This is a genomic window from Microbacterium xerophyticum (genome assembly GCF_053543555.1).
In genome coordinates this window covers 1-25,154 of sequence record NZ_JBLVOB010000006.1, presented here as the reverse complement: position 1 = coordinate 25,154, position 25,154 = coordinate 1, and the positions used below count along the sequence as shown (strand labels likewise).

Below are 25,154 nucleotides of genomic sequence, written 5' to 3'. Positions count from 1 at the left end.
TTAGTGTTCGTCCGCGACTGCGAGCTGGATGTAGACCGCGGTGAGGATGGTGAAGACGTACGCCTGGAGGAAGGCCACCAGGATCTCGAAGGCCGTGAACGCGAAGCCGAAGGCGAGTGTGCCCGCTCCGAGAACCGTCCAGAAGCCGCCCATCGAGAAGATGAAGAACTGGGTCGCCGCGAAGAACAGCACCAGCATGAGGTGGCCGACCATCATGTTCATCAGCAGTCGCAGCGTGAGCGTGACCGGCCGGACGATGAAGGTCGAGATGAACTCCAGCGGCGCGACGATGATGTACAGAGCCGGCGGAACCCCTGGCGGGAAGAGCGAGTTGCGGATGAAGCCCCATGGGCTCTTGCGCAGCCCCGCGTAGATGAAGGTGACGTAGCTGATGACGGCGAGCATCAGCGGCACGGCGATGATGCTCGTGCCCGCGATGTTCAAGAACGGTATGACGCCGGTGATGTTGAAGAACAGCACCATGAAGAAGATCGTCGTCAGCAGCGGCAGGAAGCGATCGCCGTCCTTCTTGCCCATCATGTCGTGCGCGACGTTCACACGGACGATGTCGAAGAGCATCTCGATGACGCCCTGACCACGGCCGGGGATCAGCTTGAGCTTGCGCGTGCCGAGCCAGAGGATGAGTACGACCACGATGGTCGCGAGGAACTGCACAAGGTGGATGCGGTGCACCGAGAGCGGGCCGATGCTGAAGAGGATCTCCGGGAAGAACTCTGCGATCGACGGTGGGTGGAATTCATCCGTTGCGAGACGGACGAGGAGGCTCGCGGCGTGAGTCAACGTTGCTCCAGCTTCGGGGCATCGACCTAGATCGACGCGACGATTGAGTGGGGAGTTCTAGCTGGATCGGAGCATCTCGCATCACGCGAGAGCTTGCCCAGCGAACCCGGAATCAGACTATCAATATTTTTCCAGGGTCACGAATCCTCGCGGTCCTCCGGATTGGTTTCGGGCAGAGACACTTCCGAGACGTACGGCATCCGCATCCGTGTGAAGACCACGGCGTCGATCACCAGGCTCACCACGATCCCCGCGACGAGCGACAGGAAGATCACCAGCGGGACGACCCAGTCCTGACCGCGCAGGATCACGATCGCGACGACGAAGACGACGAGCTTGAACAACCAGCTGCCCATGACGATGCCGAAGAAGACGGTCGCGAACATCTCTTTGCCGTACCAGCGGTTCGCGATCAGGACGCTCAACGGCGTGAGGGCGAGGAAGACGATGGCCAGGGCGACCCCGGCCAATCCGCTCCACAGCCCGTCGGAGCCTGCCGTGAGGAACCCGATCCCGCCGCTGAGGACGACGAGCACGATGGCCGCGACTCCGGTCCAGATCAGCACTTTCCGGAGCATCGAGTTGATCGCGGGCGTCTGGCGTTGTGGTGTGTCGCTCATCGGGTCTCCGGGGAAGGTGTCGGCTCGGTGGGCGCTCGCTGAGCGCGCGTGGTCGGAAGAAGTGTGACGACGAGGCAGGCCGCGACGCCGATCACACCGAAGGCGACTCCTGGAAGGTACTGACCTGGCCAGTCCTCCCGCGAGCCGATGTACATGAGCAGGACGGCCAGCGAGATCACTGCCGTCCATGCGTAGAAGATCAGCACGGCATCGCGATCACGATGACCGAGATCGAGCATCCGGTGATGCAGGTGCTTGCGATCCGGCGAGAACGGCGACTTCCCGGCCCGCATGCGCCGGAAGACGGCCAGCCCGAAATCGAGCAGCGGGAGCATGACGACCACGAGGGGAAGCAGGATCGGGATGAATGCGCCGAGCAGCTGCGAGCGGCCGAACTCCTCCGGATCCATCGCGCTCGATGACATCTGGCCAGTGAGCGCGATCGCCGACGTCGCCATCAGAAGGCCGAGCACCAGGGCGCCTGAATCGCCCATGAACAGCTTGGCCGGACTCCAGTTCAGCGGAAGGAAGCCGATGCAGGCGCCGATCACGACCGCGGCGAGGAAGGAGGCCAGGTTGAAGTAGCTGCTCGTGCCGGTGTCGCGAGTGAGGATGTACGAGTAGGCGAAGAAGACGCCGTTGGCGATGAGGCATACGCCTGCGACGAGCCCGTCGAGGCCGTCGATGAAGTTGACGGCGTTCATCACGACGACGATCGCGAACATCGTGACGGCGATGCTCACCCAGCTGGAGACGATGACCATCTCGCCGAGGGGCAGGGAGAGGATCTGCAGTCCGCCGAACACCGTGATGATGCCCGCGGCGAGGAACTGCACGCCGAGCTTGATGAACCAGTCGAGGTCCCACAGATCGTCCATCACCCCGATGATGGCGATCAGCAGCGTCGCGCCGAGCACGGCCCACATCGTCTGGGGCGGCACCCACATGATGCTGAAGAAGGGATTGGCGGCGGAGACGGCGATGGCTGCGGCGATGCCGAGGAAGATCGCCACTCCCCCGAGTCGCGGCGTCGGAGTCGTGTGGACATCGCGTTCCCGGATGCCGGGATACAGCTTGAAGCGCAGGCTGAGCTGCCAGACCACCCACGACATCACGAGCGTGACGGTCGCCGTGAGGATGATCGTGAAGAGGTACTGCTTCACGCCGCGCCGTCCGGCGCGTCGAGCAGTTCACCGACGACGCCGCGCAGCTGCTTCATCGTCACCGCCCCCTCGCGCAGAAGCCGGATCCGTGGCTCAGCGGTGGCGGCGCCGCGTCGCACGAGCGAGGTGGCGTCGATGATCGTGGACGCCACTCCGGTCTCGCTCATGCCGCCGTCGAGATACACCGAGACACTGTCTCCCAGCATCTCCTCCGCGTCCTGCGCGGAGATGGCTGCGGCCTTGCCCGTGAGGTTCGCGCTCGAGACGGCCAGGGGGCCGGTCTCCTCGAGCAGTTCGAGCGCCACGCGCTGGTCGGGCATCCGCACCGCGACGGTGCCGAGCGTGTCGCCCAGATCCCAGGCGAGCGAAGGCTGGGCTGGAAGGACGATCGTCAGCCCGCCCGGCCAGAACTCGTCGACGAGTCGTTGGACGGGCTCGGGGATCTCCTCCACGAGCGCCGCGAGCGCGGCCTGACCTGCGACGAGCACCGGCGGCGGCTGGTCCCTGCCGCGGCCCTTGGCGTCGAGCAGTCTCTGCACGGCGGCGGGCGTGAAGGCATCGGCGGCGACCCCGTAGACGGTGTCGGTGGGCATGACGATGAGCTCGCCCCGGGCGATGGCCTGACGAGCATGGCGCATTCCGGCGAGCAGCTGTGCCTCATCGCGGCAATCGAAGACAGAGGACATGACCCCACCATTCTAGGTGCACGTGGGCGCGGCCGCCTGCGGGCGTCAGGGGCGCAGCGCCGTGGTCGCCCTGTCGCGGTGCGTGAGATCGGGATGGGTGCGCGGGACGCGCCAACCGTCCGCGGTCAGCAGAGCGCGGATCGCCTCGCCCTGGAGCTCCCCGTGCTCGATCACGAGCATCCCGCCCTGGCGCAGGAGCGCCAGCGCTCTGCGGCTCAGCACGCGCACGATGTCGAGGCCGTCCGGCCCGCCGTACAACGCCATCGCCGGATCGAACAGCCGCACCTCCGGATCCCTGGGGATCGCGTCATCCGGCACATACGGCGGATTCGAGATCACGACGGATGCCGTGCCGTCGAGCTCCACGAGCGAATCGGCGAGATCGCCCTGCACGAGCGTGAGGTTCGCCGCCGACGCGGTGTTCCGGGCGGCCCACTCGTACGCCTCGGGTGACAGCTCGACCGCGAAGACCCTGGAGTGCGGCACCTCGGTGGCCATAGCCAGGGCTATCGCGCCGCTCCCCGTGCACAGATCCACTGCGATCGGCTCGGGATCAGGAGCGTGGGAGAGCGCGTCGATCGCGAACTGCGCCACGGTCTCGGTCTCCGGCCGCGGCACGAACACGCCGGGGCCGCCGGCGAGTTCGAGGTGGCGGAAGGGCGCGAGCCCCGTCAGATGCTGCAACGGCTCGCGCGATGCACGACGGACCACGAGTGCATCGAGCGCGTCGACGTCGTCCTCGCCGATGCGGTCGCCGCGCACGATCGCCGCCTGCACCTCTCCCCTGCGCATGCCGCTGACGTGAGCGGCCAGCAGTTCGGCATCCACGAGCGGATCGGGTACACCGGCCGCGGCGAGACGCTCTGCAGCGGCACGGACGACGGCAGCAAGGGTCACTTCGGCCATCCTCTCAGCGTACGGGGCACTGCGGCGCCGCCCGACACAATGCGCCGACGATGCATCTGCTCGAATAGGCTGGCGGGTGCAACGTTCCGCGAACGAAAGGCCTCCTCATGTCCGGCATCCATTCCGACATCACGACCGCATTCGGCAACACGCCGCTGGTTCGGCTGAACCGGGTCACCGAGGGCGTCGGGGCCACCGTTCTGGCGAAGCTCGAGTACTACAACCCCGCCTCCAGCGTGAAGGACCGCATCGGCATCGCGATGATCAACGCGGCCGAGGCCTCGGGCGAGCTGAAGCCCGGCGGCACGATCGTGGAGTCGACCAGCGGCAACACCGGCATCGCGCTCGCGATGGTCGGAGCGGCGCGCGGCTACAAGGTCATCCTCACGATGCCCGCGTCCATGTCGAAGGAGCGCCGCGTGCTGCTCAAGGCCTTCGGCGCCGAGATCGTGCTCACCGACCCGACCAAGGGCATGAGCGGCGCGATCGAGGAGACCAAGAAGATCGTGGCCGAGACACCGGGCGCCGTGTGGATCAAGCAGTTCGAGAACGCCGCGAACCCGCAGATCCACCGCGAGACGACCGCGCAGGAGATCCTCCGCGACACCGACGGAGACATCGACATCTTCGTCGCCGGCGTCGGCACGGGTGGTACCGTCACCGGCACCGGACAGGCGCTGAAGGCCGTCAAGCCGGACGTGCAGGTCATCGCCGTCGAGCCGAAGGACTCCCCCGTGCTCACGGAGGGGCACCCCGGGCCTCACAAGATCCAGGGCATCGGGCCGAACTTCGTTCCCGACGTGCTCGATCGCGACGTCCTCGACGAGGTCATCGCGGTGGAGTTCGACGAGTCGCTGCGTCTCGCCCGTGAGCTCGCCGCCAAGGAGGGCCTGCTGGTGGGGATGTCCTCCGGAGCCGCCGTCTCCGCGGCGCTTCAGGTCGCATCGCGTCCGGAGAACGCCGGGAAGACCATCGTCGTCATCATTCCCGACACGGGTGAGCGCTACATCTCCACTGCGCTGTTCGAGGATCTGCGCGAGAGCTGACCTGCAATGGGCATGATCGGGCGAATGCGCGAGGACGTCGCAGCTGCGCGCCTCCGCGACCCTGCCGCACGGAGCGGACTCGAGCTGGTGCTGCTGTACCCCGGGCTGCACGCGATCTGGTGGCACCGGGTGTGGCACCGGCTCTGGCAGCGCGACCTGCGGCTGCTCGCGCGCGCAGGTTCGCAGATATCGCGCTGGCTCACCGGCATCGAGATCCATCCGGGAGCCAGGATCGGGCGGCGATTCTTCGTCGACCACGGCATGGGCGTGGTGATCGGCGAGACGGCGGAGCTCGGCGACGACGTGATGCTCTACCACGGGGTCACGCTGGGCGGCCGTACCCGTGACGCGACCGGAAAGCGGCACCCGACACTCGCTGACGGCGTGGTCGTCGGAGCCGGCGCGAAGATCCTCGGACCGATCACGGTCGGTGCGAACACCGTCGTCGGTGCGAACGCCGTCGTCACGAAGGATGCCCCGAGCGACAGCATCCTCGTCGGCGTACCCGCCAAGGCCCGTCGTCGCAGCACTCACGACGACTTCTCCGACCTGCGCGTCGTGTCCGACTACTCGATCTGAGCAGAGCGGCCGATCAGCGCCTGCGGCGCTCCTTCACCTGGCGCTTGAGGAAGATCAGCGGCAGCAGCACTGTGCCGAGCGCCGAGACCAGCCACACGATGACCGAGCCGAGCAACCAGCCGGTGACGTCGACGATGCGCAGTCCGCCGATCGGCAGCAGCACGACGACGATCAGCGCCACGAGGGTCGAGAAGATGCCGATGCCTCCCATGAGTACGGGGGCGTAGCGATCCGCGAGCTTGGCGATCCAGGGGCTCAGCACGCTCTGCAGGACCGCGAAGATGACGATGCAGATGACGAAGCCCCACCACTTGTCCCATTGGATCTGGAAGCCGGGCAGCACGAGATCGGCGACGATGAGCCCGATCCCCGCCGAGACGAGATAAGTGAGCGTGCGGAACAGGAGCGTGATCACGCCCCGATCCTAGCGCTCGGGTCGCGCGATCAGGTGTCCTGGCCGACGGCGGCGAGCCGCGCCTCTTCGTCGGCGGAGATCGCCGACTCGATGATGGGGTCGAGAGCGCCGTCCATCACCTGATCGAGGTTGTACGCCTTGAAACCGGTGCGGTGGTCCGCGATGCGGTTCTCCGGGAAGTTGTACGTGCGGATCCGCTCGGATCGATCCATTCCGCGGATCTGCGACTTGCGCGCGTCGGATGCCGCGGCATCCAGTTCTTCCTGCCGCTTGGCGAGGATGCGTGCGCGCAGCACGCGCATGCCTGCCTCACGGTTCTGAAGCTGCGACTTCTCGTTCTGCATCGAGACCACGATGCCGGTGGGCAGGTGCGTGATGCGCACGGCGGAGTCGGTGGTGTTCACCGACTGCCCGCCGGGGCCCGATGAGCGGTACACGTCGATCTTGAGGTCGTTCTGACTGATCTCGACCTCGTCGGGCTCATCGACCTCGGGAAAGACCAGCACACCCGTGGTGGAGGTGTGGATGCGTCCCTGCGACTCGGTCGCGGGGACCCGCTGCACGCGGTGCACGCCGCCCTCGTACTTCAGATGCGCCCAGACGCCCTGTGCAGGGTCGGTCGAGGAGCCCTTGATCGCGATCTGGACGTCCTTGTAGCCGCCGAGGTCGGACTCGTTGCGGTCGAGAAGCTCTGTCTTCCAGCCCTTGTGCGCGGCGTACTGCATGTACATCCGCAGCAGATCCGCGGCGAACAGCGCGGACTCTGCGCCGCCCTCCCCCGCCTTGATCTCCATGATCACGTCACGGGCATCGTCGGGATCGCGAGGGATCAGCAGCCGACGCAGTCGCTCCTGCGCGTGCGCGAGCCCTTCTTCCAGGCCCGGCACCTCCTCGGCGAAGGCGTCGTCCTCCTTGGCGAGCTCGCGAGCGGCGTCGAGATCCTCGGCCGCCCCCGTCCACGCGTCGTAGGCCGCGACGATCCGGCTGAGCTCGGCGTAGCGACGATTGACACGTTTCGCACGCGCCGCGTCGGCGTGCACCGCCGGGTCGGAGAGCTCCTCCTGCACCCGGCGGTGTTCGTCGATGAGGGCCTGGACGGATTCGAACACGCCTATGCTCCGGTCAGCGTCGGATCAGCGGATGTTGTTCTCGTGGCTGTGGCTGGAGCCACCCGCGGCGGGTGCCGGCATCGACTTCTGCATCTGCACGAGGAACTCCACGTTCGAGTTCGTCTCCTTGAGCTTGCCGAGGACGACCTCGAGAGCCTGCTGCTGGTCGAGCCCGGCGAGGGCGCGGCGCAGCTTCCAAGTGATCTTGACCTCGTCGGCCGACAGGAGCATCTCCTCGCGGCGTGTGCTCGACGCGTTGACGTCGACGGCGGGGAAGATGCGCTTGTCTGCGAGCTGACGGGACAGACGCAGCTCGCTGTTGCCTGTGCCCTTGAACTCCTCGAAGATCACCTCGTCCATCTTGGATCCGGTCTCGACGAGCGCGGTCGCGAGGATCGTGAGCGATCCCCCGTTCTCGATGTTGCGTGCAGCGCCGAAGAAGCGCTTGGGCGGGTAGAGCGCCGAGGCGTCGACGCCGCCGGTGAGCACGCGACCGGATGCCGGCGCGGAGATGTTGTACGCGCGGCCGAGACGGGTGATCGAGTCGAGCAGCACGACGACGTCGCGCCCCAGCTCGACGAGGCGCTTGGCGCGCTCGATCGCGAGTTCGGCGACGGTCGTGTGGTCTTCGGCCGGGCGGTCGAAGGTCGAGGCGATGACCTCGCCCTTCACTGTGCGCTCCATGTCGGTGACCTCTTCGGGGCGCTCGTCGACCAGGACGACCATGAGGTGGACCTCGGGGTTGTTCTGGGCGATGGCGTTGGCGATCTGCTGCAGCACGATCGTCTTGCCGGCCTTCGGCGGAGCGACGATCAGGCCGCGCTGGCCCTTGCCGATCGGTGCGATCAGGTCGATGATGCGCTGCGTGAGCTTCTCGGGGGCCGTCTCCAGGCGCAGGCGCTCCTGGGGGTACAGCGGCGTGAGCTTGCCGAACTCGACGCGCGTGGCCGCATCTTCGACCGACAGGCCGTTGACCGAGTCGACCTTCACCAGGGCGTTGTACTTCTGGCGGCCCTGCTGCTCGTTCTCGCGGGGCTGCTTGATGGCGCCGACGATCGCGTCGCCCTTGCGCAGGTTGTACTTCTTGACCTGGCCGAGCGAGACGTAGACGTCGCTGGCACCGGCGAGGTAGCCGGTGGTGCGCACGAAGGCGTAGTTGTCGAGCACATCGAGGATGCCGGCGATCGGGATGAGGACGTCGTCCTCGCCGATCTCGGTCTCGAACTCGTCCGAGGTGGTGCCGCCGCGGCGCTTGTTGCGCTGACGCCCGCGGCCGTTGCCGTTCTCATCATCGGAAGACGCGCCGCCGTTCTGCTGCTGCGGTGCATCCTGACTGCTGCCACGACCGCGGTTGCGGCTGCGGTTGCGGCCACGGCCACGGCCGGTGCCCTCTTCGCCGTCGCTGGACTCGCCGCCGTTGCTGTCGCCGGAGTCCGGCTTCGCGGCCTGCTGCCTGTTCTGCGACTGCTTGTTCTCGGCCTGCCCGGATTCGGTGCCCTTGCCCGCCGTCTTCTCGTCCGACGCGGCATCCGCGGGCTTCTCGGCAGCCGAGCTGTCGGAGGCGCCGTCGGCTGCGGCAGTGTCTGGCGCGGGTTCTGTCTTCTTGGCGCCGCGGCGGCCGCGGCCCGAGGTCTTCGGCGCAGGCTCTGCGGGCGCAGCGTCTGCAGCCGCATTCTCGGCCGACGCGGACTCGGCGGGCGCGGTGCCGGAGTCGGCCTGCTGTGCAGCGGTGCCCTCCGCCTCTGCGGGTGCGTCGGCGGCGGGCGCGGCGTCCGCCTTCTTCGCGCGGCTGCGGCGCGGAGCCTTCGCCTTCGGCGCGGCAGCCTCTGCAGGCGCGTCGGCGGCGGGCGCTGCCTCGGCGGCAGGCGCTGTCTCAGCGGCAGGCGCTGCCTCAGCGGCCTGGGCGGCCTCCGCCTTGGCGGCCGCGGTTGCGGTGGTCGCCCGTCGCGGCGCACGCTTGCGCGCCGGTGCCTTCACAGGTGCGGTGGTCTCGGAGGCAGCGGTTGCAGCCTCTGGTGCGGCAGCGGTCGCCTCTGTGGCGGTCGATGCCTGGTCGTTCTGGGTCTCGGAGAAATTCTCCACGAGTACTCCCTCATATGTCATGGGAAAACGAGCATGTCTCGCGCACAACGGGTGCTGCGCGCGATCGCACGGGCAGATGCTCGGCACCTGCCGGCCAGGACCAGGAAAGAAGTTCTGGCGGTTGCGTGCGGATCTCGCAGAATTGCGATGGGGGCCAGATTCACGAAATTACGTGGAGCCCTCCGCTCGATCCCTTACTGTACCACCACGCACGTCGACGGCCAGCATGAGCGCCTCCCACGGGGTGTCGACGGCGGATGCCGCGAGATCGGCCGCCTCGAGTCGCCTGCCGGGTCCGTCGGCGAGGACCAGGACGCTCGGTCCCGCACCCGACACGACCGCGGCGAACCCCGCTTTCCGCAGGGTCTGCACCAGGGCGTGCGTCTCGGGCATCGCCTCCGCGCGGTAGTCCTGATGCAGACGATCCGCCGTCGCATCGAGAAGGAGCTCCGGGCTCTGCGTGAGCGCGGCGATGAGCAGTGCCGAGCGGGACACGTTGAAGACGGCATCCTCACGCGACACCTGCGGCGGCTGCAGCGATCGAGCCAGGACGGTCGACATCGTGCGCTCGGGAACGAGCACGAGAGGTGCGACGCCGCGGTGCACGAGAAGCTTCTTGTGCTGCGGGCCGCGCTCCCCCGTCCACGCGATCGTCAGACCGCCGAACAACGCAGGTGCGACGTTGTCCGGGTGTCCCTCGAGCTCGGTGGCCAGGCGCAGCAGGTCGATGTCCGTGAACTCGACCTCACCCTCCAGCAGACCTTTCGCGGCGAGCACGCCCGCTGTCACTGCGGCGCCGGAGGAACCGAGCCCGCGGCCGTGCGGGACGCCGTTGCGAGCCTCGATCCGCAGACCGGGCATCACGCGCCCCGCGTCTTTGTAGACGTGCTCGATGGATCGGACGACCAGGTTCGACTCATCCCGCGATATCTCGGAGGCGCCCGATCCCGTCACGTCGATCTCCAGGCGGTCGTCGTCGAGAGCGGAGACGGTCAGCTCGTCGTAGACGCTCAGCGCCAGCCCGAGCGTGTCGAATCCCGGACCGAGGTTGGCGCTCGTGGCGGGGACCCGCACCGTGACGGAACGCCCCTCAGCCACCATCACTCGCCTTCCACGCGCAGCACCGACACGACGCGTTCGACGACCGTGCTCGCGGCCAGCTGCGCGACGGTGTCGCTGAGCGCTCGCTCCGTGGCCTTGTGCGTGCCGATGATGAGACGTGCGGTCGTGTCCTCCTCGCCCTCGCCCTCGACGGTCTGGACGACCGTCGCGACGGAGACTCCGCCTTCGCTCAGGATGCCTGCGACCGCCGCGAGGACACCCGGCTGGTCGTCGACCTCGAGCGTGATCTGGTAGCGCGTGATCACATTGCCGATCGGGACGGTCGGCAGGTTCGCGCGCGTCGATTCGCCCACGCCCACTCCCCCTGCGATGTGCCGACGGGCCGCGGAGACGACGTCGCCGAGCACAGCGGAGGCGGTCTGCACGCCGCCGGCGCCCGCGCCGTAGAACATCAGAGAACCTGCGGCCTCGGCCTCGACGAACACGGCGTTGTTCGCACCGTGCACGGCGGCGAGCGGGTGCGTGCGTGCGACCAGTGCCGGATACACCCGTACCGAGATCGACTCCGCGCCGTCGACATCGAGACGCTCGCACACGGCGAGCAGCTTGATGACGAACCCGGCGGCTCGTGCCTCCTCGATCATCGACGGCGTGATCTGCGTGATGCCCTCTCTGTGCACGGCATCCAGCGGTACAGCGGTGTGGAAGGCGAGGGATGCCAGGATCGCGGCCTTCTGCGCGGCGTCGTAGCCCTCGACATCCGCTGTGGGGTCGGACTCTGCGTATCCAAGCCTCTGCGCATCGGCGAGCACCTCACCGAAGTCGGCGCCCTCACCGTCCATGCGGTCGAGGATGTAGTTCGTGGTCCCGTTGACGATGCCCATCAGGCGCACGACGCGGTCACCGGCGAGCGAATCCCGCAGCGGACGGATGATGGGGATCGCTCCGGCGGCCGCGGCCTCGTAGTAGACCGAGGCACCGACCTGATCGGCGGCCTCGAACAGCTCGGGCCCGTGGGTCGCGAGCAGCGCCTTGTTGGCCGTGACGACATCGGCGCCGGAGTTCAGGGCGAGCAGCAGGTTCTGACGAGCGGGCTCTATCCCGCCCATCAGCTCGATCACGATGTCGCTGCCGACGATCAGGCTCTCCGCGTCGGTGGTGAACAGTTCCTTGGGCAGATCGACGTCGCGCTTCGCGTCGACGTCGCGCACGGCGATACCGGCGAGCTCAAGGGCTGCTCCTGACCGATCGGCGAGCTCCTCGCCGTGCTGCAGCAGTATGCGCGCGACCTGCGATCCGACGGCACCGGCGCCGAGCAAAGCCACTCGCAGCCGTCGGTACTGCGCCGAACTGCTCACCTGGGGATGGGTCATCGTGCTCCTTCATTCGTGCGGATACCCGCATCCCGTGCCAGCAGATCGTCGATGCTCTCGCCGCGCACGATCACGCGGGAGCGACCGCCGGAGACGGCGACGACGGGCGGGCGAGGGACATGGTTGTAGTTGCTCGACAGCGGGGCGCAGTAGGCGCCGGTCGCCGGGACGGCGAGCAGATCTCCCGGCGCGATGTCGGCGGGGAGGTACTCGTGGTCGACGACGATGTCGCCGGATTCGCAGTGCATGCCGACCACACGGGTCAGAACGGGTTCACCGGAGCCTGCGCGCGACGCGAGACGGGCGGAGTACTGCGCGCCGTAGAGCGCTGCACGCGGGTTGTCGCTCATGCCGCCGTCTACGCTGACGTACAGGCGGCTCGCACCGGATCCCAGACGCACGTCCTTGGTCGTACCGACCTCGTAGAGCGTGACACCCGCTGTGCCGACGATCGCACGTCCGGGCTCGAACGCGAGCTGCGGCATCGGGATGCCGCGCGACGCGCAGCCGTCGGCCACCGCTGTCACGATCTGGGCGGCGAGCTGCTCGATCGGGGTCGGGTCGTCCACGCTCGTGTAGGCGATCCCGAAACCCCCTCCGAGGTTCAGCAGAGGGATGTCTCCGCCCGCGAGCAGCTTCTGGTGCAGTTCGAGCACACGCGATGCGGACTCCCGGAAGCCTGCGACGCCGAAGATCTGTGAGCCGATGTGGCAGTGCAGCCCGATGAACTGCAGTGCCGGCAGTTCTCGGATGCGGGCGACAGCGATCTCGGCATCCGCGAACGTCATGCCGAACTTCTGATCCTCATGGGCCGTCGCCAGGAAGTCATGCGTCTCCGCATGCACGCCGCTGTTGACCCGGACCAGCACGCGCTGGACGATGTCGGCGCGCTCGGCCGCCGCCGCGATGCGCTCGATCTCGATCGCACTGTCGACGATGATCGTGCCGATGCCGACCTGCACGGCCCGCTCGATCTCGTTCACGGACTTGTTGTTGCCGTGGAAGCCCATGTTCGCGGGATCCACTCCGGCTGCGAGTGCGACCTCGAGTTCGCCCCGGGAGCACACGTCGACGCCCAGACCCTCCTCGGTCACCCAGCGCGCGATCGCGGTCGAGAGGAACGCCTTGCCCGCGTAGTAGACACGCGCCGAGGTCTCGTGGCCGGCCGCGGCGGTCGTGAAGGAGTCGCGGAAGGCGCGAGCGCGAGCGCGCACTTCGTCCTCATCGAGAACCAGCAGCGGCGTGCCGTGGGCTCCGGCGAGAGCGGTGGCGGACATCCCTGCGATCGTGAGCACATCATCGTCGTCGCGGTGAGCGGACGAGGGCCAGACGGACGGTGCCAGCGCGTTGGGGTCTTCGGGCACGTCGAGCCACTCGGGGGCGAGCGAGACAGCAGAAGAATGCACCACACACCAATCGTCGGGAGGGATCCTCGGGCAAGATCGCGCCATGCGAGGCTGCCCCGATTCTAAGGCAATGACCACGCGCCACCCGTACGCGCAAGCCCCTCGCAGACTCAGATCACGATTCATTACGGTGAAGGCATGAGCACTTCGCGAACCGATGACCCGGTGCACGAGAAGAAGTCGGGCGGCATCGCCGGACTGGTCAGGACCGTGACCGCATGGATACTTGCGAGGAAGATCGCACGTGCCGCGCTGCTCTACTCGGAGCGGCGCGGCCCGATGCTCGCCGACAGCGTCACGTACCGCGCACTGTTCAGCGTCTTCGCGGGGCTCCTGCTCGGATTCTCGATCGCCGCGATCTGGCTCGCGGGCAACGACGAGGCGTGGGATGCGATCATCGCGGCGATCGACTCGGCGATCCCCGGTCTCGTCGGCGAAGGCGGCGTCGTGAAAGACCCTTCGGCCATCGATGCGGTGGGCGGGCTGTCGGTCGCCGGGATCATCTCGCTCGTCGCGCTGATCGGCGCGGCGCTCGGCGCGATCGGATCCCTGCGCACGGCGGTGCGCACGATCGCGGGAGCGGTCCTCGACGACGTGTTCTGGCTCTGGGTCGTGCTGCGCAATCTCGCTCTCGCGATCGGCATCGGGCTGTCTTTCCTCGTCGCAGCGGCGGTGACATTCGTCGCCCGCATCGGTCTCGGCTTCGTGAGCGATCTCCTCGGAATGCCGTCGGATGCCGTGGCCTCGGTCTGGGGAATCAGGATCGTGTCGCTTCTCGTCGTCTTCGCGCTGGACGCGCTGCTCATCTACGGCGTGTTCCGGATGCTGTCGGGCCAGCGGGTCTCGGCCAGGGTCATCTGGCCCGGCGCGCTGCTCGGCGGCCTGGGGCTTCTCGTGCTCCAGGAGCTGTCGAGCCTGTTCGTCGGCGGTGCCACCTCGAACCCGCTGCTCGCGTCGTTCGCGTCGCTGCTGGCGCTGCTGATCTGGCTGAACCTCAGCGCGCAGGTCATGCTGATCGCGTGCGCGTACATCGTGACGGGAGCCGAGGAGGAGCATGATCGCGTCTCGGCCACCGAGGGCGCCCGCACATTCGCACAGCGGCGGGTGAGGCGTGCCCAGCAGGACGTGCGCATCGCGACCGATGCTCTCCGCGCCGCTGAGAAGGCTGAGGCCGCGGAACGAGGCGCCTAGGGGCAGACGCCGTTCTCCTGCAACGCCCCGTCCGTCACGATCGCGCCGTCGACCTGGACGTCCACGACGACCTCGTCTCCCTCCACGGCGAGGCCGGTCATGGTGAGTCCAGCCGGAAGCTGATCGGCGATGCAGATGCGCTGCGTCTGCGTCAACTGTTCGGCGAACGATCCGAACCGGTCCGCGATCTGCTGGGCATCCAGTGTGGTCCCCGCGACCTGCAGCGAGACCGGAGTGAGCAGCAGCTCGCCGGATTCTGCACCGGGGGTGACCGTCAGTGCGAGCGGCAGGGAGATGCCGAACACGGCGAGGTTGCCCGACACCGTGACGTCGGGCTCCGCGAACACGACCGAGTCGATCGGCAGCTCGGATGCCGCGATGAGAGGGGTGAACTGTTCGCCGTCGAGTCGCACGGTGCCCCGCGCGTCGGTGAGGTCTCCACCGCGCAACGGGATCCCCGTTGCTGTGACGTCGGCGGCACCGGTCACACCGCCGATCGTGACGGAGTCAGTGGTGAGGTGCAGCTCGTCGAGCCGACCGCCGATCAGCTGCGGCAGGAGGATGCCGGATGCGTCGACGTCGAGCTGCTGGTCGGCCGGGAGTTCGAGCTGCTCGATGACGATCCCCCGCACGATGCCGGGAAGGACCGCGCGGGCGATGAACTCCGCGGCGATGACGAGCACGGCGAGCACGACCACGACCACGAGAAGGACCCACGGCCAGCGAGCGCCTCTACGCTTCGGAGTCTCAGAGGCGGCATCTCTCGGGAGGGCCAGTGTCGGATGCTCCGTGGAGTGATCCGGATAGGGCCGCGTGGGATTGTCATCACTCATGGCACCATCCTGCCTGCTGCGGCGACGCGCGTCACATGCGTTCGGGGGCGGACACGCCGAGCAGGCCCAGTCCGTTTCGCAGCACCTGCCCGGTGGCGTCGTTGAGCCACAGGCGCGTGCGGTGCACACTCTCGATAGGAGCATCGCTCAGCGGCGTGACACGGCAGTTGTCGTACCAGCGGTGGTAAAGACCGGCGAGCTCCTCGAGGTAGCGGGCCACGCGATGCGGTTCGCGAACCTGCGCGGAGAAGGCGACGATGCGGGGGAACTCCTGCAGCGCGCCGAGGAGCGCGGACTCCGTCTCATGCGTCAGCGTCTCAGGCGCGAACTCCGAGCGATCGACGCCGGAGTCGGCGGCGTTGCGACCGACGTTGTGCGTACGGGCGTGCGCGTACTGCACGTAGAAGACGGGGTTGTCGTTCGTGCGCTTCTGCAACAGCTCCGGGTCGAGATCGAGCGGCGAGTCCGCAGGAGAGCGCTCCAACGAGTACCGCAGAGCGTCGGTGCCGAGCCACTCGAGCAGGTCGTCCATCTCGATGATGTTGCCCGCGCGCTTCGACAGCCGCGCACCGTTGATCGACACCATCTGCCCGATCAGGACCTCGACGTTCTTCTGCGGGTCCTGGCCTGCGGCCCCCGCGATCGCCTTGAGGCGGTGCACGTAGCCGTGGTGATCAGCGCCCAGCAGGTAGATCTTGTTCTCGAAACCGCGGTCGCCCTTGTTGAGGTAGTACGCGGCATCGGCGGCGAAGTACGTGTACTCGCCGTTGGAGCGGCGGATCACACGGTCCTTGTCGTCGCCGAAGTCGGTCGTGCGGACCCAGACGGCGCCATCCTCGTCGAACACGTGGCCCTGCTCTCGGAGGCGGTCCACCGCCTGATCGATGAGGCTGGTGCCGGCGGCATCCTTCGCATGGAGCGTGCGCTCGGAGAACCAGACGTCGAAGGGCACGTTGAAGCGCTCGAGGGAGCTCTTGATCTCGGCCAGTTGGAACTCGTAGGCGAGGTCCTCGGCGACGGTGAGCTGCTCGGCATCGGGCAGTTCGAGCAGATCGGAGCGCGCCTCGACCACGCGCGTGGCGAGCGCGGCGATGTACTGGCCCGGGTACCCGTCCTCGGGGGTCGGCTCGCCCTTCGCCGCAGCGATGATCGAGCTCGCGAAGCGCTGCATCTGCGCGCCGGCATCGTTGATGTAGTACTCGCGGATCGCGTTCGCGCCGCTCGCGAGCAGCAGGCGGACGATCGAGTCGCCGAGAGCCGCCCACCGAGTGTGGGCGATGTGCAGCGGCCCCGTGGGATTCGCCGACACGAACTCGACGTTGACGCTGACGCCGGCCTGCGAGTCGTTCGTGCCGTACGCGGCACCCGCATCGACGATCGTCTTGGCGAGAACGCCCGCGGCGGCGGCATCCAGTCGGAAGTTGATGAATCCCGGACCGGCGACCTCTGCGCTCTTCACACCGTCGACCGCGACGATCTCATCGGCGATGCGCTGGGCGAGCTCGCGTGGGTTCGTCCCGAGCTTCTTCGCGAGCCGCATCGCGATGTTGGACGCCCAGTCGCCGTGGTCGCGGTTGCGGGGGCGCTCCAGCGCGATGTCGGCGACATCGAGACCCAGCGCCTCGTCGGGTCGCAGGGACGCGGCGATCGGCGAGACGACGGCGAGGAGGGCTTCGGCGAGAGTGTCGGGGTTCATATCCCGTCAAGTCTACGGCGCGTCGCAACCCGGAATTTTCCGTTCGAGCCGTCGTCGCTTACCCTCTTGCCATGGCTTCGGGGAGGATACGGCGGGGCGCCCGCACGACGGTGCTGTTCGTCGCGCTCGCGGCCGCCGTCACAGCGGTCGTCCTCGGTGTGTGGCGACCGTGGGTTCCTGCGCCCGCGGAGTCGGCGATCGTCGCCTCAGAGGAGGTCGTCAGCGTGGCTCCCGCACCGCTCGCACTGCCCGAGCATCCGAGTGTTCTGGTCTTCGGAGACTCGTGGACCTACGGCTCAGCTGCCAGCGATCCCACGCTCGGGTACGCCTACCTGCTGTCGGACCTGCTCGACGGCGACACGACGGTGGACGGGGTCCGAGGAAGCGGATATCTGAAGCCGGGCGTCGACGGTCCCACGTTCGGGGAGCGGATCGCCTCGCTCGATCCGGCGCTCGATCCCGACCTCGTGCTCATCCAGGGGTCCATCAATGATCGGGCCTCTGGTGTCGCGGGGTATCGCGAAGCCGTGGCGGCGGCGTGGGATGCGCTGGCCGCGATGTATCCCGACGCCACGATCGTCGTGCTCGGCCCTGCGCCGCATCAGCTGCCTGTGGGCGACGCGACGGCGCGCATCGATCACGATCTCGCGGCACTGGCCGGCGGACGGGGCTGGTGGTACATCTCCCCCGTGCAGGAGGAATGGATCAACGATCAGAACTACTTCGATGTGATCGATGTCGACCTCGGCAACCGGCATCCGTCCACTGACGGTCACCGTTACCTCGCCGAGAAGGTCGCCGCGGCGCTGGCCGAACTCGTAGCCGCTCCGGTGACCGAGGCCGGCGAGGCGGAGACCTCACCCGAGCAGTGATATTGTCGATCGGTACGCCTCCGTAGCTCAGTGGATAGAGCGCCGGTTTCCGGTACCGTAGGTCGCAGGTTCGACTCCTGTCGGGGGCACAAAGGGTTCATCCGCAGAATCCGTCGATACGAAGTAGGGGCGCCTGTTCTCAGGGGGCCCTTTCGTCTTCCCTGCTGCGTGTCGGTCGCCGTCCACGGGCGTAATGTCCTCGAGCTCACGCTCTACGATGGAACCGACGTTCCGACACCCATCACCAGCACAATCGAGGTTCGAGACTTGCAGTACATCTCCACGCGCGGCGGCACACTCGGACAGTTCAGCGACGTCCTCCTCGAGGGGCTCGCCCCCAATGGCGGTCTCGCCGTCCCAGAGACGCTGCCTCACCTCAGCGCGGACGACCTCGAGCGACTGCGCCCGCTGAGTTATCCAGAACTCGCCACGGAGATCATCGGCCTGTTCGCCACAGACATCCCGCGCGAGGACCTCGCCCGCCTCACTGCTGCGGCGTACGGCGACGGGAAGTTCGCCGCCGACGAGATCGTCCCCCTGAGCCAGATCGGCGAGGGCATGACACTCGTCGGTCTCTCCGAAGGCCCCACGCTGGCCTTCAAGGACATGGCGATGCAGTTCCTCGGCGAGGCGCTGGAGTACGTGCTGGAGAAGAACGACAGGGTGCTGAACGTGCTCGGCGCGACCTCGGGCGACACCGGCTCCGCCGCAGAGCACGCCCTCCGCGGCCGTGACCGCGTCTCGATCTTCATGCTCTCCCCGCAGGGCCGGATGAGCGCATTCCAGCGTGCACAGATGTACTCGCTGCAGGACGAGAACGTGCACAACATCGCCGTCGAGGGCGTCTTCGATGATTGCCAGAACCTCGTCAAGCGCCTGGCGACCGACCTCGACTTCAAGCGCGCCCACAGCCTCGGCGCCGTCAACTCCATCAACTTCGGGCGCATCTCGGCGCAGATCGCCTATTACGTATGGGCATGGCTGCGCGTCACCGACGCGGTGGCCGACAGCGAGCGGGCGCAGTTCGAGGTTTCCTTCGCGGTGCCATCGGGCAACTTCGGCAACATCCTCTCCGGCCATTACGCGAAGAGCATGGGCGTGCCGATCCGCAGACTGGTGCTCGCGTCGAACGAGAACAACGTGCTCGACGAGTTCTTCCGCACCGGTCACTACCGGCCGCGCAACGCCGAGAACACCCTGGCGACTTCGAGCCCCTCCATGGACGTCTCGCGCGCCTCGAACCTCGAGCGGTTCGTCTTCGACCTTCTCGGTCGCGACCCCGAGCGCACTGCCGCGGCCTGGCACGAGCTCGAGGAGCGCGATGAGATCGACCTCTCCGGCGAGCTGAACAGGTTCGAGTCGGAGTTCGGGATCGTCAGCGGCACGAGCACGCACGAAGACCGCATCGCGACGATCCGTGAGTTCTCGGCGAACAGCGGTGTGGTCCTCGACCCGCACACCGCCGACGGTGCCAAGGTGGCCGGAGCTCACGTCGAAGCCGGCATCCCGATGCTCGTTCTCGAGACCGCCAAGCCCGCCAAGTTCGCAGACTTCATCATCGAGGCGCTCGGAACCACAGTCGCACCCGATGCTGCCACTCAGGCGATGCTCGATGCTCCGCCGCGCGTGACCGAGATGCCGCACGACGAGCAGCAGCTGCGCGCCTACATCAGCGAGCGCGCCCTGCGCTGACCCTCAGCCGGAAGGAGGAAAACGCATCTTCCGCGCGCTCGGAGCATGCGTTTTCGTCCTTTCGACCGGTCAGGAGCGCGATTCGAGAGCCCTATTCTCGGAGCATGGGCGACAAGACCGACTTCAAGAGGACGATCGACGCGTACCGCGCTCGCAAGGGCCGATTCGACATCATCGACGTGCCAGAGCTGAAGTACCTCATGATCGACGGGCACGGCGACCCGAACACCGCCCCTGAGTTCACTACGGCCGTCGAAGCGCTCTACCCGCTCGCCTACGCGCTGAAGTTCATCAGCAAGCGCGAGCTCGACCGCGACTACACGGTCATGCCGCTCGAGGGGCTGTGGTGGGCGGACGACCATGCGGCGTTCACCGCCGCTCGCGACAAATCGCAGTGGGACTGGACGCTGATGATCATGCAGCCAGAGTGGATCGATCACGAGTTGTTCGCGGATGCCGTCGCCACCGCCGCCGCGAAGAACCCGGAAACCCGGGTTCATGACGTGCGCTTCGGCTCATATGTCGAGGGACCATGCGTGCAGACGCTGCACGTCGGGGCGTTCGACGACGAGGCTCCGCTGCTCGCCGAGATGCACGACGTGTTCATCCCGCAGAACGGTCTGCGGATGACCGGCAAGCACCACGAGATCTACTTCAGCGATCCGCGCAAGGGCGATCCGGCCAGACGTCGCACGATCCTCCGTCAGCCGGTCGCCGCCGCCTGAGACCGATCAGTTCACGGCGACGGCGATCGCGGTGACGACGATCGCCAGCAGCGGCAGCCCACCCTGCATCGCGGCAGACTTCGCCATCTTCGGATTGGACAGCACCAGCACGAGCGCAGCCGCGAGCATCATCCCGGTGCCCGCGAACACGAGGGTGAGACCGATCGTCGTCAGGCCCGAGAGCAGGAGCGCGATGCCCAGCAGCGTCGCGAGCGCGAGGAACAGGTTGTAGAAGCCCTGGTTGAATGCCAGCGGCTTGGTGGTCTCGGCATCCGCTTCACTGGCCACGCCGAAGATCTTTCTCGTCTCGGGCTCCGTCCAGCGCAGCGACTCGAGCGCGAAGATGAACACGTGGAAGGCGGCGGCCCCCCCGCGAGGACCAGACCGAGGATGAGCATGGGCTGATTCTCCCACCCCGTCGCCTCAGATGAGGAAGATCGGCAGCAGACCCGGATTATGCGCGTGCACGAGCACCGCGAAGACCACCGCGTCGAACAGCAGGTGGACGGTCACCACGTACGCCAGCGAGTGCGTCTTGAGGAAGATGTACCCCTGCAGCAGCGCGAACGGGATGGTCAGCAGAGGTCCCCACTCTCGATAGCCGAGCTCCCACAGGAATGACACGAAGACGATCATCTGCAGCACGTTCGCGAGCGCATCGGGGAAATGGCGGCGCAGCAGTGCGAACACCGTGCAGATGAAGAACAGCTCGTCCCAGATGCCCACCGCGCCCACGCCGACGAAGAGTCTGGCGATCAGTTCCGGGGTGTCGACGACCGGCCAGTTCAGATACACGCCGCTCGTGATGAAGTAGAACGGCAGGATCAGCCAACCGAGCACGAGCACTGCCACGAGCCAGCCCCACTGCAGGCGCCCCCACCGGCGGTGCGTGCGCCACGGGAAGCCGATCGCCCTGTCGCGATACACGAACCGCGAGATCACGTAAGGCACGGCCACCGCACCGCCCAGAGCGAGTGTGAATCGCAGCATCGCCATGTTGTCGAGTTCAGCGGCCAGCGGAATCACGCTGACGATCAGCAGGCCGAACGCGATCAGCGAGAGATCCCGGGTGAGCGAGGGGCCGGATGCCGTCGCGGCGCCCCGCTCGATCAGCCAGGCTCCACCGACACCGGCCGCGAGCAGCAGCCACCCCAGCCACGGCCACTGGATGACGAAGAACGCCGGTGCCGCGAGGCACACCAGGAGGGCGGGGGCGAGCTTTGACAACGCCGCGGCCGAGGCGGGCGTCATGCGCGCGTCTTGCGCCGGTACACGAGGTCGCGGATGTCGCGGCCCTTGGCGATCCCCTTGCGCTCGAAAGCCGTCATGACCCGTCCGTCGAAGCGATCCGCCCAGTCCCCCTCGAACGCGCGCTCGAACAGCGGTTCGGCATCCAGCACCTCGCGCATCTGCAACGCGTAGTCCTCCCAGTCGGTCGCGAGTCGCAGCAGACCACCGTCCGCCAGTGCGCGCGCTGCGGCGTCACCGAAGCCCTGGCGCACCAGCCGACGCTTGGTGTGACGCTTCTTGTGCCAGGGGTCGGGGAAGAAGATCCAGACCTCGGACACCGCCCCTTCCGGCACGTACGACGCGAGCACTTCGGGCGCATTGGCCTCGACGAGTCGAAGGTTCCGCACTCCCGCCTTGTCGGCATCGAGCATCGTGCGGGCCAGGCCCGCACGGAAGACCTCGATGGCGAGGAAGTCGTCGTCCGGTCTTGAGGTGGCAGCCGAGATGATCGCGTGTCCCTGACCCGATCCGATCTCGACGAACAGGCGTGCATCCCGGCCGTATTCGATCGCAGGATCCATGCGTGCGTCGGCGTGGACGCTCGTGGAGGCGATCCCGCGCGGCACATCCAGCAGGTATCGCGGAGCGAGTTCTTCGAAGGCGCGGTCCTGTGCATCCGACATCCGCCCGCTCCGGCGTACGAACGAGACCGGTTCTTCACGGAAGACGGGGGTTTCGGGCATGCCTCGATCTTAACCGGCGGGTATGCGTTCAGCGCCCGGCAGGCTCGGTGACGAAGTCGATCAGCTCCTCCACACGACCCAGCAGAGCCGGTTCGAGGTCGCGGTAGGTGTGGACCTTGCTCAATATGTGCTGCCAGGCACGGCCCGTGTCGCCCTGCGTCTCGTGCGGCCACCCGAACGCGCGGCAGATCCCCGTCTTCCAGTCCGTTCCGCGCGGGATCTCGGGCCAGCGGGAGATGCCGAGGGTCTTCGGCGTGACGCACTGCCACACGTCGATGAACGGGTGGCCGACGATCTTCAGATGACGGCCGTGCGGGCCTCGCAGGATCGCGTCGGCGATGCGCGACTCCTTCGATCCGGGAACGAGATGGTCCACCAGCACGCCGTAGCGGCGCGTTGCACTCGGGGGTTCCTGGGCGAGCAGATCGTCGAGCTTGTCGACGCCCTGAAGGAACTCGACGGCCACGCCCTCGACTCGCAGGTCGGCGCCCCACACCTTCTCCACGAGCTCCGCGTCGTGCTTGCCCTCGACGAGGATGCGGCTGGGCAGCGCCACACGAGCGCGTTGGTCGGCGACGGCGAATGAGCCGGATGCCGTGCGCTTCATCGTCTGCTTCGCCGCGGCCGGCGGCGCGAGGCGCACGGGCTCTCCGTCGATCAGGAAACCGCCACCGAGAGGGAACAGTCGTTTGCGGCCCACGCGGTCCTCGAGCTCGACATGCCCCGACTGCACACGCGTCACTGCTCCGCAGAATCCGTCGTCCGCGACCTCGACGACCAGGTCGTGTTCGGCGGCGACGGTCGGAACGGGCTTGGCGCCGCGGTTCCGCCATCCACTTGCGAGCACATCCGAGCCGTACCTGTCGTCCATGCCTTCCAGCGTATGTGCCTGCTCAGCGCTTCCCGGCGGCGACACAGACTCTTTCCCTAGAGTCGCTATCGTCGGTCGCCGGTAGTGAATAGACTCGATGCGCACGGGGGCTCTGAGCCGCCTCGGAGGGAGCACAATGCGGACTCGTATGACGGTCGTGCTGGGGTTGATCGTGGCGATGTTCGCTTCGGGTTGGGTGGCATCCTCGGCTGTCGCGACGCCTCCTGTGACGTTGAGCTCCGAGTTCGTGACGGATGAGGCCGGTGTGCTCAGCTCCGGCGAGCTCGATGCAGCCAACGCGCGTCTCGGAGACCTGGCCGCGGCGAACGGCGGCGATCTGTACGTCGTGTTCGTCGATGAGTTCACAGACCCCGAAGACAGCGTGGCGTGGACCGACCGAGTGGCCGCCGACAACGGACTCGGCCCCGATCAGTATCTGATCGCCGTGGCGATCGACGCAGGACAGTATGCGATCTCGGCCGATGCCGGCGGGCCGTTGGACGACAGTCAGATCGATGCGGTCGTGCAGGCCATGGAGAACGGTCTGCGCGCGGGCGACTGGGACGGCGCGATCATCGCGGCCGCTGACGCCTTCCCAGGGCAGGGCCAGGGCGGCGACGCCGGCGGATTCATCGGCATCCTCATCGCACTCGTCGTGGTGGCGATCATCGTCATCGTGATCGTGATGATCGTGCGCTCGCGCAGGAAGACGAAGGATGCAGCCCGTCCGGCCGTGCCCGATCCGAACGATCCCTTCGCCTCGGTGAGCGACGACGACCTCGCTACCCAGGCCGGCAGCGCCCTCGTGCAGGCTGACGATGCCATCACGTCGAGCCGTCAGGAGGTCGGCTTCGCGGTCGCGCAGTACGGCGAGGACTCGACGGCCGCATTCACGCAGGTGGTCGAAGCCGCACACGCGAAGGTCTCCGAGGCCTTCGCCCTCAAGCAGAAGATCGATGATGAGGTGCCGGACACGGCGGAGCAGCGTCGGGCCTGGCACATCCAGATCATCCAGCTGTGCGACGCGGCGGACGACCTGCTCGACGAGAACGTCGAAGCCTTCGAACAGCTGCGAAAGCTCGAGGCCGAAGCGCCGCAGGCGCTCGAACGTCTCACTGCACGCCGCGCGGCGGCCCAGCAGGCCCTCACCACGGCGCCGGCCGCTCTGGCCGCACTGTCGCAGGAGTACGACGCGGCAGCCCTGTCGACCGTCGCCGAGAACCCGGCCCAGGCGCAGCAGAGGCTGTCGCTCGCCGACTCCGAGATGGCAGAGGCGGCCCAGCTCATCGCCGCCGGCAAGAACGGTGAGGCTGCCTTCGCCATCCGCACCGCGGAGGCGGCTGTTCAGCAGAGCGAGGAGCTCGTCGCGGCTGTGACGAACCTCGGCGCGAACCTGTCGACAGTGGAAGAGCAGGCACGCGCGCTCATCGCAGACCTCGAGGCGGACCTCGCCGCCGCAGCCGCGATGCCCGAGGCCCAGACGCAACTGGCGCCTCTCATCGCCCGCACACGGACCAACATCGACAGCGCGCACACGAGCCTTCAGACCGCGCAGCGCAATCCTCAGCAGGTGCTCGAGACGCTCGACGCGGCGAACACGCAGATCGACGCGGCGCTCGGCCAGGCTCGTGAGGCCTCTGCGCTCGCACAACGCACGCAGCGCATGCTGCAGCAGAAGCTCGCCCAGGCCCAGGCGCAGATATCTGCCGCCACCGACTTCATCACGACCCGTCGCGGTGCGATCGGTGCGACGGCCCGTACCCGTCTTGCGGAAGCGAACGCGGCGTATGCAGAAGCCGTCGCAGCGCAGGCGACGGGTCCTGCCCTCGCCACCGAACGCGCCACCCGCGCTGCGAGCCTCGCCGCCGAAGCCATCTCGTACGCCCAGAGCGAGGTCTCCTCGTTCAACAACGGCGGCTGGGGCGGCGGCGGATGGAGTGGCGGCGCGAGCAGCGGCTGGGGCGGCGGCGGCAGCAGCGGCCTGGGCGGCGACATCCTCGGCGGCATCCTCGGCGGCCTGCTCAGCGGCGCCGGCTCGAGCCGCGGCGGCGGC

General features: G+C 67.6%; 24 protein-coding genes and 1 tRNA gene. 8 read left to right on the top strand and 17 right to left on the bottom strand.

Going from position 1 to position 25,154, the window contains the following annotated elements:
* The 5 genes from atpB to prmC form a co-directional block, all read right to left on the bottom strand.
* Nucleotides 1–801 (bottom strand): F0F1 ATP synthase subunit A, encoded by an 801-nt coding sequence (gene atpB / locus ACNPNP_RS06685; RefSeq protein WP_448965280.1) that lies wholly within the window; start codon nt 799–801, stop codon nt 1–3.
* A gap of 137 nt (nt 802–938) precedes the next feature.
* Nucleotides 939–1,421, bottom strand: coding sequence for a Cg1360 family ATP-synthase-associated protein (locus ACNPNP_RS06680; RefSeq protein WP_448965279.1), 483 nt, complete (start codon nt 1,419–1,421; stop codon nt 939–941).
* Nucleotides 1,418–2,584, bottom strand: coding sequence for an MraY family glycosyltransferase (locus tag ACNPNP_RS06675; RefSeq protein ID WP_448965278.1), 1,167 nt, complete (start codon nt 2,582–2,584; stop codon nt 1,418–1,420). Before ACNPNP_RS06675 ends, ACNPNP_RS06680 begins: the two co-directional genes overlap by 4 nt.
* Nucleotides 2,581–3,270 carry an L-threonylcarbamoyladenylate synthase gene (locus ACNPNP_RS06670; protein ID WP_448965277.1) on the bottom strand — a complete coding sequence of 230 codons (690 nt, stop codon included), beginning with the start codon at nt 3,268–3,270 and terminating at the stop codon, nt 2,581–2,583. Before ACNPNP_RS06670 ends, ACNPNP_RS06675 begins: the two co-directional genes overlap by 4 nt.
* A 45-nt stretch (nt 3,271–3,315) precedes the next feature.
* Nucleotides 3,316–4,176, bottom strand: coding sequence for a peptide chain release factor N(5)-glutamine methyltransferase (gene prmC / locus ACNPNP_RS06665; protein WP_448965276.1), 861 nt, complete (start codon nt 4,174–4,176; stop codon nt 3,316–3,318).
* A gap of 107 nt (nt 4,177–4,283) precedes the next feature.
* On the opposite strand from prmC, the gene cysK reads away from it, so the two are divergent.
* Nucleotides 4,284–5,222, top strand: coding sequence for a cysteine synthase A (gene cysK / locus ACNPNP_RS06660; protein ID WP_448965275.1), 939 nt, complete (start codon nt 4,284–4,286; stop codon nt 5,220–5,222).
* Nucleotides 5,223–5,228: 6 nt separating this feature from the next.
* A complete protein-coding gene (epsC, locus tag ACNPNP_RS06655) occupies nt 5,229–5,801 on the top strand; it encodes a serine O-acetyltransferase EpsC (RefSeq protein WP_448965274.1) in 573 nt (190 codons plus the stop codon).
* Between the two features lie 13 nt (nt 5,802–5,814).
* Here the strand turns inward: epsC and ACNPNP_RS06650 are convergent, their stop codons facing one another.
* The 6 genes from ACNPNP_RS06650 to lysA all read right to left on the bottom strand — a co-directional run bounded on the left by ACNPNP_RS06650 (nt 5,815) and on the right by lysA (nt 13,248).
* Nucleotides 5,815–6,216 (bottom strand): hypothetical protein, encoded by a 402-nt coding sequence (locus ACNPNP_RS06650; protein WP_448965273.1) that lies wholly within the window; start codon nt 6,214–6,216, stop codon nt 5,815–5,817.
* A 29-nt stretch (nt 6,217–6,245) separates the two neighbouring features.
* Nucleotides 6,246–7,325 carry a peptide chain release factor 1 gene (prfA, locus tag ACNPNP_RS06645; RefSeq protein WP_448965272.1) on the bottom strand — a complete coding sequence of 360 codons (1,080 nt, stop codon included), beginning with the start codon at nt 7,323–7,325 and terminating at the stop codon, nt 6,246–6,248.
* A gap of 24 nt (nt 7,326–7,349) precedes the next feature.
* The gene (rho, locus tag ACNPNP_RS06640) at nt 7,350–9,407 is read right to left on the bottom strand and encodes a transcription termination factor Rho (protein WP_448965271.1); all 2,058 of its coding nucleotides are present in this window, start codon (nt 9,405–9,407) and stop codon (nt 7,350–7,352) included.
* 168 nt (nt 9,408–9,575) lie between these two features.
* Nucleotides 9,576–10,508 (bottom strand): homoserine kinase, encoded by a 933-nt coding sequence (thrB, locus tag ACNPNP_RS06635; protein ID WP_448965270.1) that lies wholly within the window; start codon nt 10,506–10,508, stop codon nt 9,576–9,578.
* Nucleotides 10,508–11,842 (bottom strand): homoserine dehydrogenase, encoded by a 1,335-nt coding sequence (locus tag ACNPNP_RS06630; protein WP_448965269.1) that lies wholly within the window; start codon nt 11,840–11,842, stop codon nt 10,508–10,510. The genes thrB and ACNPNP_RS06630 overlap by 1 nt, the downstream gene beginning before the upstream one ends.
* Complete coding sequence (gene lysA, locus ACNPNP_RS06625; RefSeq protein WP_448966136.1) at nt 11,839–13,248, bottom strand: diaminopimelate decarboxylase; 1,410 nt, start codon at nt 13,246–13,248, stop codon at nt 11,839–11,841. Before lysA ends, ACNPNP_RS06630 begins: the two co-directional genes overlap by 4 nt.
* Nucleotides 13,249–13,386: 138 nt before the next feature.
* Here lysA and ACNPNP_RS06620 point away from each other — a divergent pair, with 138 nt between their 5' ends.
* Entirely contained in the window at nt 13,387–14,439 is a 1,053-nt protein-coding gene (locus ACNPNP_RS06620) for a YhjD/YihY/BrkB family envelope integrity protein (RefSeq protein ID WP_448965268.1), read from the top strand.
* Here ACNPNP_RS06620 and ACNPNP_RS06615 read toward each other — a convergent pair.
* Both ACNPNP_RS06615 and argS read right to left on the bottom strand, forming a co-directional pair.
* Nucleotides 14,436–15,272, bottom strand: coding sequence for an LmeA family phospholipid-binding protein (locus ACNPNP_RS06615; RefSeq protein WP_448965267.1), 837 nt, complete (start codon nt 15,270–15,272; stop codon nt 14,436–14,438). The genes ACNPNP_RS06620 and ACNPNP_RS06615 overlap by 4 nt on opposite strands.
* A 31-nt stretch (nt 15,273–15,303) precedes the next feature.
* Nucleotides 15,304–16,968, bottom strand: coding sequence for an arginine--tRNA ligase (argS, locus tag ACNPNP_RS06610; protein WP_448965266.1), 1,665 nt, complete (start codon nt 16,966–16,968; stop codon nt 15,304–15,306).
* A gap of 71 nt (nt 16,969–17,039) precedes the next feature.
* On the opposite strand from argS, the gene ACNPNP_RS06605 reads away from it, so the two are divergent.
* The 4 genes from ACNPNP_RS06605 to ACNPNP_RS06590 all read left to right on the top strand — a co-directional run bounded on the left by ACNPNP_RS06605 (nt 17,040) and on the right by ACNPNP_RS06590 (nt 20,257).
* The gene (locus ACNPNP_RS06605; protein WP_448965265.1) at nt 17,040–17,840 is read left to right on the top strand and encodes an SGNH/GDSL hydrolase family protein; all 801 of its coding nucleotides are present in this window, start codon (nt 17,040–17,042) and stop codon (nt 17,838–17,840) included.
* 16 nt (nt 17,841–17,856) lie between these two features.
* Nucleotides 17,857–17,929, top strand: a tRNA-Arg gene (locus ACNPNP_RS06600).
* Nucleotides 17,930–18,107: 178 nt separating this feature from the next.
* Nucleotides 18,108–19,532 carry a threonine synthase gene (gene thrC / locus ACNPNP_RS06595; protein WP_448965264.1) on the top strand — a complete coding sequence of 475 codons (1,425 nt, stop codon included), beginning with the start codon at nt 18,108–18,110 and terminating at the stop codon, nt 19,530–19,532.
* Nucleotides 19,533–19,636: 104 nt separating this feature from the next.
* On the top strand, nt 19,637–20,257 hold the full coding sequence (locus ACNPNP_RS06590; protein WP_448965263.1) for a GyrI-like domain-containing protein: 621 nt from the start codon (nt 19,637–19,639) through the stop codon (nt 20,255–20,257).
* Nucleotides 20,258–20,263: 6 nt separating this feature from the next.
* Here ACNPNP_RS06590 and ACNPNP_RS06585 read toward each other — a convergent pair whose 3' ends face one another.
* The 4 genes from ACNPNP_RS06585 to ACNPNP_RS06570 form a co-directional block, all read right to left on the bottom strand.
* A complete protein-coding gene (locus tag ACNPNP_RS06585) occupies nt 20,264–20,608 on the bottom strand; it encodes a DUF1304 domain-containing protein (protein ID WP_448965262.1) in 345 nt (114 codons plus the stop codon).
* Between the two features lie 72 nt (nt 20,609–20,680).
* A complete protein-coding gene (locus ACNPNP_RS06580; RefSeq protein WP_448965261.1) occupies nt 20,681–21,508 on the bottom strand; it encodes a CPBP family glutamic-type intramembrane protease in 828 nt (275 codons plus the stop codon).
* Nucleotides 21,505–22,230, bottom strand: a complete 726-nt coding sequence (trmB, locus tag ACNPNP_RS06575) for a tRNA (guanosine(46)-N7)-methyltransferase TrmB (protein WP_448965260.1) — start codon at nt 22,228–22,230, stop codon at nt 21,505–21,507. The genes ACNPNP_RS06580 and trmB overlap by 4 nt, the downstream gene beginning before the upstream one ends.
* A gap of 28 nt (nt 22,231–22,258) precedes the next feature.
* Nucleotides 22,259–23,101 (bottom strand): DUF3097 domain-containing protein, encoded by an 843-nt coding sequence (locus tag ACNPNP_RS06570; RefSeq protein ID WP_448965259.1) that lies wholly within the window; start codon nt 23,099–23,101, stop codon nt 22,259–22,261.
* 136 nt (nt 23,102–23,237) lie between these two features.
* Between ACNPNP_RS06570 and ACNPNP_RS06565 the strand changes: the two genes are divergently transcribed.
* Nucleotides 23,238–25,154 (top strand): TPM domain-containing protein (locus ACNPNP_RS06565; RefSeq protein ID WP_448965258.1); only part of this gene is annotated, 1,917 nt, incomplete at its 3' end.